Annotated in this window: 13 protein-coding genes and 1 pseudogene; 3 read left to right on the top strand and 11 right to left on the bottom strand. The window is 57.8% G+C overall.

Annotated features, from left to right (window positions below):
• Positions 1 to 211: 211 nt before the first annotated feature.
• From hxlA to ACYSM9_RS21250, 7 genes are all read right to left on the bottom strand, one after another.
• Positions 212 to 835, bottom strand: a complete 624-nt coding sequence (gene hxlA / locus ACYSM9_RS21280; protein ID WP_461858939.1) for a 3-hexulose-6-phosphate synthase — start codon at positions 833 to 835, stop codon at positions 212 to 214.
• 40 nt (positions 836 to 875) lie between these two features.
• Positions 876 to 1,478 carry a 6-phospho-3-hexuloisomerase gene (gene hxlB, locus ACYSM9_RS21275; protein ID WP_461858938.1) on the bottom strand — a complete coding sequence of 201 codons (603 nt, stop codon included), beginning with the start codon at positions 1,476 to 1,478 and terminating at the stop codon, positions 876 to 878.
• Positions 1,479 to 1,580: 102 nt separating this feature from the next.
• Positions 1,581 to 1,856, bottom strand: a complete 276-nt coding sequence (locus ACYSM9_RS21270) for a hypothetical protein (RefSeq protein WP_461858937.1) — start codon at positions 1,854 to 1,856, stop codon at positions 1,581 to 1,583.
• Between the two features lie 206 nt (positions 1,857 to 2,062).
• Positions 2,063 to 2,485: a GlcG/HbpS family heme-binding protein gene (locus ACYSM9_RS21265; RefSeq protein ID WP_461858936.1), complete on the bottom strand. Its 423-nt coding sequence runs from the start codon at positions 2,483 to 2,485 to the stop codon at positions 2,063 to 2,065.
• A gap of 105 nt (positions 2,486 to 2,590) precedes the next feature.
• Entirely contained in the window at positions 2,591 to 3,580 is a 990-nt protein-coding gene (locus ACYSM9_RS21260) for a PDR/VanB family oxidoreductase (protein ID WP_461858935.1), read from the bottom strand.
• A complete protein-coding gene (locus ACYSM9_RS21255; RefSeq protein WP_461858934.1) occupies positions 3,577 to 3,885 on the bottom strand; it encodes a hypothetical protein in 309 nt (102 codons plus the stop codon). Before ACYSM9_RS21255 ends, ACYSM9_RS21260 begins: the two co-directional genes overlap by 4 nt.
• A 170-nt stretch (positions 3,886 to 4,055) precedes the next feature.
• On the bottom strand, positions 4,056 to 5,111 hold the full coding sequence (locus ACYSM9_RS21250) for a Rieske 2Fe-2S domain-containing protein (protein ID WP_461858933.1): 1,056 nt from the start codon (positions 5,109 to 5,111) through the stop codon (positions 4,056 to 4,058).
• A gap of 731 nt (positions 5,112 to 5,842) precedes the next feature.
• Between ACYSM9_RS21250 and ACYSM9_RS21245 the strand changes: the two genes are divergently transcribed.
• The 3 genes from ACYSM9_RS21245 (at position 5,843) to ACYSM9_RS21235 (ending at position 10,265) form a co-directional block, all read left to right on the top strand.
• Complete coding sequence (locus ACYSM9_RS21245; RefSeq protein WP_461858932.1) at positions 5,843 to 6,583, top strand: helix-turn-helix domain-containing protein; 741 nt, start codon at positions 5,843 to 5,845, stop codon at positions 6,581 to 6,583.
• A gap of 469 nt (positions 6,584 to 7,052) precedes the next feature.
• Positions 7,053 to 8,528, top strand: coding sequence for a purine-cytosine permease family protein (locus ACYSM9_RS21240; RefSeq protein WP_461858931.1), 1,476 nt, complete (start codon positions 7,053 to 7,055; stop codon positions 8,526 to 8,528).
• A 510-nt stretch (positions 8,529 to 9,038) separates the two neighbouring features.
• On the top strand, positions 9,039 to 10,265 hold the full coding sequence (locus ACYSM9_RS21235) for an amidohydrolase family protein (RefSeq protein WP_461858930.1): 1,227 nt from the start codon (positions 9,039 to 9,041) through the stop codon (positions 10,263 to 10,265).
• Between the two features lie 72 nt (positions 10,266 to 10,337).
• Here ACYSM9_RS21235 and ACYSM9_RS21230 read toward each other — a convergent pair.
• The 4 genes and pseudogenes from ACYSM9_RS21230 to ACYSM9_RS21215 all read right to left on the bottom strand — a co-directional run.
• Positions 10,338 to 10,550 (bottom strand): annotated as a pseudogene (locus ACYSM9_RS21230) (IS3 family transposase); the annotation flags it as partial.
• 47 nt (positions 10,551 to 10,597) lie between these two features.
• A complete protein-coding gene (locus tag ACYSM9_RS21225) occupies positions 10,598 to 10,882 on the bottom strand; it encodes a DUF6262 family protein (protein WP_461858929.1) in 285 nt (94 codons plus the stop codon).
• Between the two features lie 88 nt (positions 10,883 to 10,970).
• On the bottom strand, positions 10,971 to 11,720 hold the full coding sequence (locus ACYSM9_RS21220) for an ATP-binding protein (protein ID WP_461858928.1): 750 nt from the start codon (positions 11,718 to 11,720) through the stop codon (positions 10,971 to 10,973).
• On the bottom strand, positions 11,717 to 12,460 hold the full coding sequence (locus tag ACYSM9_RS21215; protein WP_461858927.1) for a Mu transposase domain-containing protein: 744 nt from the start codon (positions 12,458 to 12,460) through the stop codon (positions 11,717 to 11,719). Before ACYSM9_RS21215 ends, ACYSM9_RS21220 begins: the two co-directional genes overlap by 4 nt.
• Positions 12,461 to 12,600 lie beyond the last annotated feature (140 nt).

Below are 12,600 nucleotides of genomic sequence, written 5' to 3'. Positions count from 1 at the left end.
TCAAACGACGATCACGCGGGTCACGCAACGGATTACGCCCGCGGCGCCGCAGGTTTGGACGGGCCTCTGGCAAGGTGTCGAGCATGGAAAGATCCTGTTCTGCGGCGCTGGGAGGGTCGCCGACCCGACAGTGGGTGACACAACAACGGCTCCACCTTGAACAGGTGGAGCCGTTGTCCCGTTGCGAGGGGGTATGGGGGGGGTGGAACGGTCAGCTGATCGCGGCCCGAAGTTCCTTGGCGGCCATCGCGGGGTCGGACGCACCATAGATGGCGCCCCCGGCGACCGCAACGTCAGCTCCCGCTGCCTGGACGGCTGCGATGGTGCTGGCGTTCACGCCGCCTGCTACGGAGAAGGGCACCTGTGCTTCTTCGCCCGCGCGGAGGAGTCCGTTCAGGTCGAAGCCAGGTTTTGCCTGCTCGTCCAACCCGGCGTGCATCTCGACAAACTTCGCGCCCAAGGCCCGGACTTCTTTGGCACGGGTGACCTTGTCCGCAACACCGATGAGGTCGACAACGACACCCCTACCGTGCGCCTTGGCGGCCTTAACAGCGCCTGCGATCGTGGAGTCGTCAGCGGAGCCGAGCACGGTGACCAAGTCGGCGCCGGCCTTGAACGCGATGTCCGCCTCGAGCTCGCCGGCATCCATGGTTTTCATATCGGCAAAAACGAGCTTGTCCGGGTGGGCTTTCTTCACGGCGGTGAGGGCGGAAAGCCCTTCGGCCTTGATCAGCGGGGTGCCCAGTTCGATGATGTCCACGTACTCAGCGACCTTGCCGGCCAGCTCGAGAGCGTCTTCGATCGTGAGCAAGTCTATGGCAACCTGAAGTTTCATTTTTCTGCTTTCTTTCTTGGGGTTCGTAGGGGAATGCTGGTTATTCGAGGTTGGCGTGCCGCAGCCAGAGCTGCTCGGCGGGGACATCAGCGCTGTCCCAGAGACATTGGAAGATTGCCTCGGTGGCTACGAACAGCACCTGTTCGAACAAGCTGTCCGAGTACTGGCGCGAGACGCCGGAGCCGTGGTCCGTCTTTTGCTGCGCAGGAAGCACCACGATGGCGTCCGCCAGACCGGCAAGGGGAGAACCCGGATTGGCGGTGAAGGCGGCAACCTGCGCCTCTGCTTTAGCGGCTGTCTCCGCGGCTTTGACCACGCCTGCTGTACTACCTGAGCCGGATGCCACCAGGAGCAGGTCGCCCTTCCTGATGGCGGGTGTGGTGGTGTCCCCTGCCACGTGCACGACAAGTCCCAGATGCATCAGGCGCATGGCGGCCATCCGCAGCACCAGCCCGCTGCGTCCGGCACCCGCCGTGAACACCCGGTCGGCCTGGGTGAGCCTGGCCACCAAGGTGGCCAGTTGAGCGATGTCAATGCCAGCCGCGGTTCTAGCCAGCTCACTCTGAATCAGCAATAGATTCCGGGCTACCTCCTTTTCATCCGTGCGTACCGTGATTGTTCCCTCTTCTGCTAAGGCATCCATGTATTCTCCTTACTAAGCCTTGATTTCGGTGCCATCTGCGCTTTTTCTGCCCACTGGCAGTGGAGACAGCAGCCTTTTTCAGCGCTTACTCGGTAGCATTTACTAGGCGCAGACAGGGTGTTCAAGTAGAACCTTCCCAAGCCCATTGACGTCATGGGCGACCGCTATCTGCTCGCGGGTTTCTCCAAATGGCACTTTCTCGGTGAGCTCAAGAGTGTATTTACTTGGGCTGTGGCGGGTCACGACAATTCCCCTATTACCCAGGTCCAGGGCAATACGAATAAGAGCCGCTTCGGCCTTTGAAAGTAATTTTTGAAGATTTTCCGGCGAAGAGGCCGAGACTTCAAGCGAGCACTTCCCTGTTCGCCGAATTACCACAATGCATCCTTCTCAGTTCTGTGTTGATTGCCATCTATCGGTGCCTACCTACGGTGACAGGGGGCAATTTGCGAAAAACTGACTTGAGTGAGACCCGGAACACAATTAATGGCAACCGGACAGGATTAGTGGTCCAAGCCGACGTAATCGCGGCATCCAGGTCTCGTTTTACAGGTATGATTCGCCGGCCTACTCGTCAGTCGCGCTCATACCGAGCACAAGTTCCGGACCAAGGCGGAAGCACCTGCCTCTGCCACCTGCTGGTCGTGGTCTCCTGACCCACCACTCACCCCGATGGCTCCGATGACGCGGCCATCTCGAGTGATGGGAATCCCGCCGGCAAAGATCATGATTCGGCCGTCATTGCTGGCATGGATCCCGTAAAACTGCTGTCCTGGCTGTGAATTGTTGCTCAGATCTTGGGTTGGCAGGTTGAAGGCTCTTGCTGTGAAGGCCTTGTTGATGGCAATGTCAATACTTCCGATCCAAGCGTCATCCATCCGCACGTGAGTTACCAAGTTTCCCCCGGCGTCAACAACCGCGATATTCATCGGCTGCCCAATTTCTATTGCTTTGGCCTCCGCAACGGAAACAATCGAGCGAGCTTCAATAAGATTAATATTTGTCATCCTGAATTTTCTTCCTAGATCCTGCCCTTATTGAGAGCTGGCCGTAATTAAGAGCATGCCGCATAAGGGCAGTTGGTGCGTAAGTTTAAGTGGCCGCGTCTGAGCCTAGATATCCAGAACGAGTTCGTCCCCTATGGCACGACCCACGCAAATCATCATCGACTCGCCGCGGCTTCGTTCCTCTTCACTGAGGAGAGAATCACGATGATCCGGAGTTCCGGCCAAGACGCGGGTTTCGCATGTCCCGCATATTCCGATCCGGCAGGAAGTGCGCGTGGGCGTGCCAGACTTCTCCAGTGCTTCAACAATGGTCTCCGACGCCGCTACATCTACTGTCCGGGAACTTGCCCTGCAAACTAGCTTGAATGGGCGATCATCATCCCGCTGGCCGTTCTCACCGGAGTAACTAAATAGTTCGCTCTTGTGGAGCAACCCGCGACGGGAGCTTACCTCTGCGACGTCTGAAATAAGCGCTGCAGGCCCACATGTATACGTGAGACTCCCTGGGGACGTGGAACTAAGTATGGAGTCCACGGATACGCCTGCCCGAGAACCGTGTGGAATGAAGCGAACCTTGTCGCCATATCCCGACAAGCGGTCGTGAAACGCCATCGATTCGAGGGATCGGCCATAATACGTAAGTGACCAGTCCGCACCTGCATCTGCAGCCGCAACCACCATGGGGAATATTGCGGTAATTCCAATTCCTCCTGCTATGAAGTGCACACTTCGGCCGAGGTCAGGCAGCGCAAATGGAAAGTTATTCCTGGGCCCAAAAACATGGAACTCGTCACCTACACATGTTTTTTTGTGGAAAAACAATGATGCTTGAGCTGTACTGGTATCGCTTAGACGAATTGCGATCCTCCAGCTGCGACGATCTTTGGGGTCGCCGCACAGGGAGTAATGACGAACCCCGATTTCCGGAACATCAATCTCTAAATGAGCACCAGGCTGCCAGGGCGGCATGGGCCCTTTATCTGAGCGCACCAAATCAATAGCAACCACCCCTTCGGCTATCGCTTCTACCGCCGAGACGGTAAGCATCATGTCACGCTCTGCATAGATTCCTGCCGTGTAGATTTCTTTCGTCACGGGATCCACACCAGCCCCGTGCCGGTAAGGGACGCCAAGCGCACAAGCGCGATACCCGCCTCTCTATCAAGCGGTTTTGTCGCCACATCGTAGTGTTCGGCCCCCGAAAGAATGGCTGCGTCACCTTGACCTAGTGAGTGATCTCCAAATGCAAGCTCTCCTGTGTGCACGTAAACGACGACAAGTTCGCCCTCCGCCCTGCTTACATTGACCGGCACACTAATGGTTTCTGACTCTATCGTCCCGGTTACGGCATCGGGGTCGACCTCTAGCCTTAGGACACCCTTGCTGTCGGTACCGTTCACGGGAATGTCTACACGCGCTCCTGGACGCTCTAGCGGTAACTGCCCTTCCTCGAGACTAAGTCGCCACTGCCATGGCTCGTTGAGGCGGCCGTTGTCTGGAGCGGCGGCGACTTTGCATATTCCCTGAGCTTGGACATTGAGTGCGATTGCGCTTGAGCGCAAAATTACCATCACCGTACAGTCTCCCTTCGCTCGGACTTCTCCCGGGGACTGCGCTCAAGTAGAAGCATTTGTTCCATCACCCGGCGCGCCATAGCGACGCCTGCATCCTGGGCGATAAGGACGTCTTCGACGTCCTTATCGCCCCTGACGAGACTCTGCTGTTGAAGAGCCAGCGCATCTGCATCTTCATTGAGAACCGTGCTCTGGCTCTCAGTGAGAACGGCATTTATTTCCTCGTTGCCCACTTCGAAATTCCGGCAAAATGCGTAGAAGTACCAGGTCTTTCCTTCTCTCGCCGGGGTAATCGCGTTAAGGACTTCAAACCGGTAACCATCCTCGCGGCGCCCCCCTGGTTCCACAACACCGGAGTGGATGATATGAACCGCCGGAAGTTGGAATTCGGTGGTGTGCCAGCGGTCGACGACGGTGGCATTGGTGACTTTGGCGAACAAGGGGGAAGGGAAGCAGTCCGGCATAAAACGATCTACGCTAACGACTGCTTCATCTACCTCTATCGTTACACCGTTTTCGAAGACGGCGTCGTCCCCAATGGTCGACGCATGAAGGAACGACTCGTGCGTAAGATCGAGCAGATTGTCGTGGAGCAAGCCAGCTTCGGCTTCAAAGAGCCTTGTATGGGTCACGCGATCCCATGCCGGGTCATCCATCCAATGCGTGTCAGGCACATTTGCCGGATCGGCAAGTTCAGGATCGCCGAACCACGCCCACACCCATCGGTGAGCTTCGACTGACGGATAAATCCGCTGCTTGCCCCCAGGCGGAATGCGCCACTGACCCGGCACTCGAGCACATGCGCCCTTAGCGTCATATTCGAAGCCGTGATACCCGCACTGAATGCCTCTCTCGGTAGTTCGTCCCGACGACAGAGGAAAGCCACGGTGTGCGCAGCGATCAGCCATGACAACGGCTTCCCCGTTCGCCGCCCTGAACATTACGATTGGATCCCCAAGGATGTCGCGGGCTAAAGGCTTGTCCTGGGTGATTTCTTCCGACCATGCCACGACATACCACGCGTTACGGACATATTCACCTGGTTTGATCATTGCGTCTCCTTGGAAAAGATCTGTCTAGATGATGTTGGCGAGCAGGGCCCTCGGATTGGCGTCCTCCGGACGAATTGGTGCCAATCGGCGAATCTCGGTGCGGAGGCGCTCCTTCTGAAGAGTCCGCCCAGCTGGCTAGGCTTCGGCAGCAGAACTGCTCAATGCGGAATTGACCGCGTCCAACCCGAGCAAACGGGTGTTTGCCACTCACTTCCTAACTCTTCATTGAGTCCAACTGACAACGGGAACATGACCCTGCACTGTGCCGTCCGGGTCTCCAAGTTGCTGTGATTACACTAACATCAGTTTCAGTAAAATGTACACCTCCAGTTGAAATATTGTACACAGCCGTGCACGGTTCGACATTGCTGACTGCGGTCAGCACGGCCTATTAGTCTCGGTGGAACGGATAAAGTGGCGCCGTGGTCAGGCTGCTTAGTAATACCTGACAAGGTCAGCTGGTCTTATTGCTGCGGGACGTTGTGGGGTGACGTGTATCGCCCAAGCGTTTCAGGCTCTCTTGTCGTCGCAGTTCGGAAGCTGAACTTCGGGAACCCGAAGGTGGAAGCCTTGTAAGCTTCGGTTTTAAGGGTTGATAGCGCTGCTCAGTCTGCTGGGCGCGATCGCCTCAGTTGCATGAGGCTTCCCTGTATCCACGGATACTGTTTAATTCACAACACACTCATTTGGTTTTTGTGCAGCTAGGTACACATTTCAGGGGCAGGGAGCGTATGACCGAGGGTAACAACAGTGCCGAGTGGGTGCATGTGGGCGGACGGTTGCGAGCGGCCAGAAAAGACTTGCGCCTCAGCCTTCGCGAGTTGGCGAAAAGAGTTGGCGTATCGGCCAGTCACCTCTCCCAAGTGGAGCGTGGACTGGCTTCCTTAAGCGTTCCCGTCCTCTATGCGGTCGTCGGCGAACTGCATCTTTCAATGGATAGCCTCTTCGAGGACAGGTCCACAACGAAGGCAACGTCGGCCGGCCTTCCCGGAAACGTCCATCGTGAAAGTGGGCTCGATGCTGCAGGCATTGTCCAGCGATACGGCAATCGACCGATGATTACTCTGCCGGACGGGAAAAAGTGGCAACGGCTAACCTCAGCGCCCTTGAAGGATGCTGAATTCCTGGAGATCATCTATGACCCCAGTGATGCGCCCGAAGACGATGCTGGATTGCTTCGTCATCTGGGGCACGAGTATGGCTTGGTGCTTGAAGGTGAGCTTACCGTGCAACTCGGCTTTGACCAGGCACAGCTCCGGGCTGGCGACTCAATACACTTTGATTCAACGATCCCACATAGATTTTGGAACTGCAGTTCCCAAAGGACCCGCGCCATCTGGTTCATTGTGTGGGGGGAAGGTGGGAACCTCGGAGACCACCTCGGCGACACTGCGCACACTGCAACGGAATCCCCCTTCACTCAAGCATCATCGACCGGGACGGGGAATGGGCAAGTACGTCCGGTCGATTGAATGAGATGCTGCTTTGGTTGCTCCTCATGATCGATCCGTGCATAGGGAGCGCCTTTAGGTTTTTTCGAGTTTTTCATCAGGCCCGGAGGGAAAATCACCTTCTGGAGCGGGTTGCTATGGTTGCGCACATAGCGTGCCGCAAGCCCACTGATATCTGAATAGTCGTCGGGACCAGCCGGAAAATATGTCGGCTACTTCCTCCGCGTGCAGCAGAGTCTCTGCTTGGCTCAGGACGATCACACGGCTTTTGTGCAAGCTATGGTCCGCCGCTGGGTCACCTGCCTGCAGTCACTGGCAGGTTTTCAGGGGTATCCGAATGCTCAGTGGCTAGGTCTTGGCTGCGCTTTTCCCCCTATCGTCCGAGATCGCGGACGTAAACTGCGGACAACATCGTGATGCAGCTCACCCCACATGCTCATATTGATTCAAGTTGGGGGACGCCAAGTTCTATGTAAATGTGAGGAAAAGTATGCTTTCCAGTCGAGGATCGGGAGCAGCCGAGGGTCGCGTGGAGCGCCGCTCGATCGACTTCATCCCGGAACAAGAACGCCATGGTTCGCCGAAGCACCAGTTCACGCTCTGGTTCGGAGCCAACATGCAAATAACAGCCATCGTTGATGGCGCCCTTGCCGTGCTGTTTGGCGCCGATGCCTTGTGGGCGATCATCGGCCTTCTCATTGGTAATCTGCTCGGCGGAGCTGTTATGGCACTCCATGCAGCCCAGGGACCCAAGCTGGGACTTCCCCAGATGATCTCCAGCAGAGCGCAATTTGGGGTGCTTGGAGCCGTCATTCCTTTGGGCCTCGTTGTCATCATGTGTCTTGGCTTTGCTGCCACCGGAACGGTTTTGGCGGGTCAGGCTGTAGATCAAATCCTGCAAACGGGCACTCCGATTCTTGGTATGGCAATTTTTGGGGCTCTGACCCTCCTAGTGGCAACTTTGGGGTATAAGTACATTCATATGCTTGGGCGCACCGCCACTGTGCTGGGGCTCCTGGGCTTTATGTACTTGGGGTTCCGTTTGTTTACAAGTCAAGATGTGGGTGCGCTGCTTGGAGCTGGAAGTTTCGAATTTCCCACGTTCCTGCTAGCCATCTCTCTGAGCGCCGGATGGCAACTGACGTACGGTCCCTATGTCGCAGACTACTCCCGGTACCTCCCGTCCAACACTCCTGCCCGAAAGACCTTTCTCGCCTGCTATCTGGGCACCACAGTCGGTTCCCAGACCTCAATGACCTTGGGAGCTCTCTTTGCCGCCTTAGCTCTGCCCAAGGGTAAGCAGTTCCTTGACGGCCAAGTAGCATTCCTGGGTGATCTCAGTGGCGGCGGATTGATCGCTTTTGTCATTTACGTCGTCATCGTGGTCGGCAAGTTGACGGTGAACACTCTCAACGCATACGGCGGGTACATGACAATGCTGACTTCCGTCACCGCCTTCACCGGCAAATCTGCAGTGTCAGTGTGGACGAAGTTCGCGTACGTGGGTGGCTTCATAGGCGTCTCTGTGCTTGTCGCAGTCCTTGCGTCTCCTGACTTCCTCGCCAATTTCAAAAACTTCGTGCTGCTACTCCTCATGGTGTTCATCCCATGGAGCTCAATCAACCTGGTCGACTACTACCTGATATCCAAGGAAAAGATGGACATCCCCGCGTTGTATGACCCAAATGGCCGCTATGGGCGGTGGAACAAGACCGCCCTGGCCTCATACGCGGTCGGTATCGTAGTGCAGATCCCCTTCCTAGCCCAGACGCTCTACACCGGGCCTATGACTGAACTGTTAGGCGGCGCAGACATCTCCTGGCTGGTAGGTCTCTTGGTCACGGCCGTGATGTTCTACTTCCTTGCTAAGCGGAATTCCAATGCTCCCTCGGAAATGATCTACCCGTCTTACGTCCAGGCTGCCCCCCAAACTCCGGTGGACGACCCGCTGGCAGCAAACCACTGACCTGGCCTCGGATAAACGGTCACTCCCGGCACGGAATTACACGTTGAGTATCTGAGCCTCCATACGATCTCCTAGGAGTCTCTTGGTCGCGCCGGCCATCATGCACATAGCCGGCGCGACCTTTTCTTCCGTCCCGGGAGTCAAGTCTCCGTCCTCGATTGAGCCCTTCGTCGCATTCCCCGATCGGTCAATGCCCTGCGAGTATAAGAAGGACTGGACGGACGGTTCCTATCGCCGCCCTGTAATTACCTATGGAATGAGAGCCAGCCCATTCCTCTTTGTAAGAAGGATCTTGCACACTTGGTGCATACGGGAATTTTCATTGCAGCGTCCGGCGGCTAGCGAAAACAGGTTCAAAATTTGCGGCTCAGAGTTTTTCCTCCGGGTTCGCTTCAAAAGTGTGAGGCCAATTCTAGGATGCTGAACGACCTTGGCCAGCGATCCGAGATGCCGGACGGCAAAATACAGCAACTCCCCCACCGAATAAGTACTCATAGAAGAATTGGTTTTATGAGTACCCTCCTTACCAATATCGGCGAACTGATGACTCAGGACTTGGACCGCAATGTTCTAAAGAATGCTGCCCTCATTTTCGAAGGTGAGCGGATCGCGTGGCTCGGACCCATGTCTATGGCACCAGCTGCGGACCAGATGGTGGACGCGGGCGGAAGAGCGTTGCTACCTGGCTGGGTGGACTCCCACACGCACCTGATTTTCGCCGGCGACCGTTCCAAAGAGTTCGAGGCCAGGATGGCGAGAGAAGATTACAGCGCCGGGGGAATTGCCGTCACAACTGACGCAACACGAAGTGCGACAGATGAAGAGCTGGAGAACTTGGCCCTCGCCCGGAGAGACGAGGCTACCTCGCAGGGCACCACATATATGGAAATCAAGACGGGGTATGGGTTAGACGCCGGGCAGGAAGGACGGATCGCGAGGATTGCCGCCAGGGTTGCCGATGAAGTCACTTACCTGGGCGCCCACCTCGTACCGGAGGGCGTCAGCGCTGATGATTACACGGCTATTGTCTGTGGACCTATGTTGGACGCTGTCCGGGCCCACGCCAAATGGGCCGACGTTTTCTGCGAACGAGGGGCATTTACGGAATCTCAATCCCACTTGATATTGCAGTCATGTAGGGATTCCGGTCTCGGACTGCGTGTCCATGGAAATCAGCTCGGTTATGGGCCAGGGGTGAAACTTGCCGTGGAATTCGGGGCCGCGAGCGTTGACCATGTTAACTATTTGTCGGAGGGGGACATCGCTGCTCTTGCGGGAAGCTGGGCACATTGGGACCGGATAGACGGTCAGGGGTCTCGCGGAACCGTCGCAACGTGTCTGCCGGCTTGCGATCTCTCAACCCGGCAGCCGCTCGCCCCCGCTCGTCGTCTCCTCGATGCCGGGGTGCCAGTTGCCCTCGCCTCCAACTGCAACCCTGGTACCTCGTACACGAGCTCGATGGCCTTCTGCGTCGCGACGGCAGTGCTCCAGATGGGTTTGAGCGTGGAGGAAGCCGTTCGCGCCGCGACCTACGGGGGTGCCCTAGCCCTCAGAAGAGATTCCGGAAAGGATATGGACGGCGAAAGGGCAGTAGGCTCGATTGCCGTTGGGCATCGGGCTGATCTTCATCTACTGAATGCACCGTCCGTTACCCACCTCGCCTATCGTCCGGGCATGCCTCTGACCTATTCGGTTTGGCAGGCCGGAAAGAGAGTGACGAAACTGGCTGTTTCCTAGCGGAGAACCTGCTTCGCCGGAACTGGATACAAGCTAGAGTGGGACTGCCCCGGCTTTTGTTGGCTCGGGGTCTTAGGCCGCTGTGAGCGCGGTCCGGTTGATTGTTTCATATTCGATCGGCGTGAGTTTGCCCAGCCGTCTTTGCCGTCGCCGGCGATGGTAGGTCCGCTCGATCCAAGTCGTGATGGCCAGCCGGAGATCCTGCCTCCTGAGCCACCGCTGACGGTCCAGGACGTTCTTTTGCAGCAGCGAGAAGAACGATTCCATCGCGGCGTTGTCCGCGCATTATCCGGCTAATGACCCGGAACCCCGGCGATTAGCCGGTTAAGCGTTCAGCTGTTTCGGGTAGTTAGTTTCCGGAGTTGTTCTTCGTGGCGCCGCACGCTGGTGGCGAGCGTATCGAGTGCTGCGCGCAGCGTGGCGATCTCGTCGGTGAGGCCGGCGAGGGTGCCGCTGGCGGCGGCGCGGTGACGGTTTTCCTCGATGATGGCCCGGATCATTGGGTCCCGGTAGAGGGTGGTCCGGCCCAGACCTGTGCGGGCGGCGACGGCGGTGAAAGTCACTGCCTGGCCGTTCCGGAGGAGGTCGGCGTGAGTATTTGAAGGTTTGAGCGCCACTTGTTCTTGCGGTTGAGCGCCGGGGTTCGTGCGGGAGAGCGCCAGCGGTCGCGTGGCCTGGCACCACTGGCGCTCTCCGTGATGGTTGCTAGGCGGTTACGAGTGCTGTGTGTTCGCGCATGTTGTAGGTCCCTGTTTCGACCCAGATTGTGTTGTGGATGATCCGGTCCATGATCGCGTCGGCGTGAACGCCGGAGCCGAGTCGCTGGTGCCAGTCCTTCTGCGTGTATTGGGTGCAGAACACTGTGGAGGTCTCCCCGTAGCGGCGTTCCATCAGTTCCAGCAGCATGGTGCGCATCGATTCCGTGGGTCGATCCAGCAGCCACTCATCAATGACGAGCAGGGTGAATGACGCATACTTGCGCAGGAACTTGCCGGATCCACCTGGGGTGTCTTGGGCGGCGACCCAGGCTTCCTCGAGGTCGGGCATGCGGACGTAATGCGCGCGGATGCGGTGTTCGCAGGCGCGTTTAGCAATCGCGCATCCCAAGTAGGACTTTCCTGACCCGGTGAACCCTTGGAAGACAACGTTCTGCTGCCGGGCAACAAATGAGCAGGTGCCGAGCTGGCTCAGCAGCGGCCGGTCAAGTCCTCGCTCGTCGAGGAGGTCGATGCGGCGCAGGTCAGCGTTCGGGTAACGCAGCCCGGCCCGCCGGATCAGGCCCGTGACTTTGGCATGATTGAACGAGGCGTAGGCGTCATCGACGACCAGCCGGAGACGATCTTCGAACGGCAGGCTGATACTCAGCGTCTCGTCTTGGGTGTCTATGGCTTCCAACAGCTCACCGGCGTTCATCTCCCGCAGCTTGCGTTTGGTTTCCGTGTCCAGGCGGCTCATCGGGTCCCTCCTGCGTAGTAGGAGCTGCCACGCACGTAGCCGGCGCCATCGTCGTCATCAGGGTCCCCGACGTGGCCGGTTTTATCCTGCCCGGTGTCCAGGATTGGCCGCAGGTGGGCATAGCGGGGCGATCGTATCGGACCGCGCAGCGCGAGCTGGCATGCGGCCTCGACCCGGGCTGGTGAGAACTTACGAGACAGGCGCAGGACCGCCAGGGCTGGGTCGTAGCCGGCTTCCTCGATGCGGACAGACTCGAAGATCTTCTCGATCACGCTCCCGGTCGCTGGTCCCAGCCGTAACGCCCAGGCGTCGATCCGGGCCCGGTCCCAGGCTTGCCAGCTGTGTCCCTCGGGAAGGTCGGCTTCGTTCGTCCGATACTGGTTCGTGGTCATCAGGGGCAGCAGCAGGTGGCTGGTCAGGCGCTCATCACCCCGATAGATCTCCACCATGGTGTCGGTGACGCGAAGATCAACATGCGCGCCGATGTGTGTGAACGGGACGGAGTAGAAGTTTTTTGCCCAGACCACGTGTCCGTTCCGGCCTACTTTGCGCCCATAGGTCCAGGTGCTGATCTCGAAAGTCGCCGCCGGCAACGGTTGCAGCAGCGGTTTCTCCTCGGTTGTAAACACGCTCAGCCGGGAGCCCTCCCGCTTCTGGAACGGCTGCCGGTTGTAGGCATCGATCTGCTCCCGAATCCGGGCCCGCAACTGCACCAGGGACGTGAACTGCTCCTGCCTCAAACCCGCAATCACCCAAGTGGCGACGTGCGAGACAGTATTCTCGACGCTCGCCTTATCCTTCTTATCCCGAACTCGGGATAACAAGGATTATTCCGAGGATTCCGTTATCCCGGGTTTCTGGCCGCATTCTTTTGCGGAAC

This window comes from Arthrobacter sp. C152, from assembly GCF_054890965.1.
This window is presented reverse-complemented; position numbering and strand designations above follow the sequence as displayed.

Coding starts and splice junctions, on each gene's coding strand:
- hxlA (WP_461858939.1), bottom strand. CDS start 835: ATGAAACTTCAGGTTGCCATAGACTTGCTCACGATCGAAGACGCTCTC.
- hxlB (WP_461858938.1), bottom strand. CDS start 1,478: ATGGATGCCTTAGCAGAAGAGGGAACAATCACGGTACGCACGGATGAA.
- ACYSM9_RS21265 (WP_461858936.1), bottom strand. CDS start 2,485: ATGACAAATATTAATCTTATTGAAGCTCGCTCGATTGTTTCCGTTGCG.
- ACYSM9_RS21250 (WP_461858933.1), bottom strand. CDS start 5,111: ATGATCAAACCAGGTGAATATGTCCGTAACGCGTGGTATGTCGTGGCA.
- ACYSM9_RS21245 (WP_461858932.1), top strand. CDS start 5,843: ATGACCGAGGGTAACAACAGTGCCGAGTGGGTGCATGTGGGCGGACGG.
- ACYSM9_RS21240 (WP_461858931.1), top strand. CDS start 7,053: ATGCTTTCCAGTCGAGGATCGGGAGCAGCCGAGGGTCGCGTGGAGCGC.
- ACYSM9_RS21235 (WP_461858930.1), top strand. CDS start 9,039: ATGAGTACCCTCCTTACCAATATCGGCGAACTGATGACTCAGGACTTG.
- ACYSM9_RS21220 (WP_461858928.1), bottom strand. CDS start 11,720: ATGAGCCGCCTGGACACGGAAACCAAACGCAAGCTGCGGGAGATGAAC.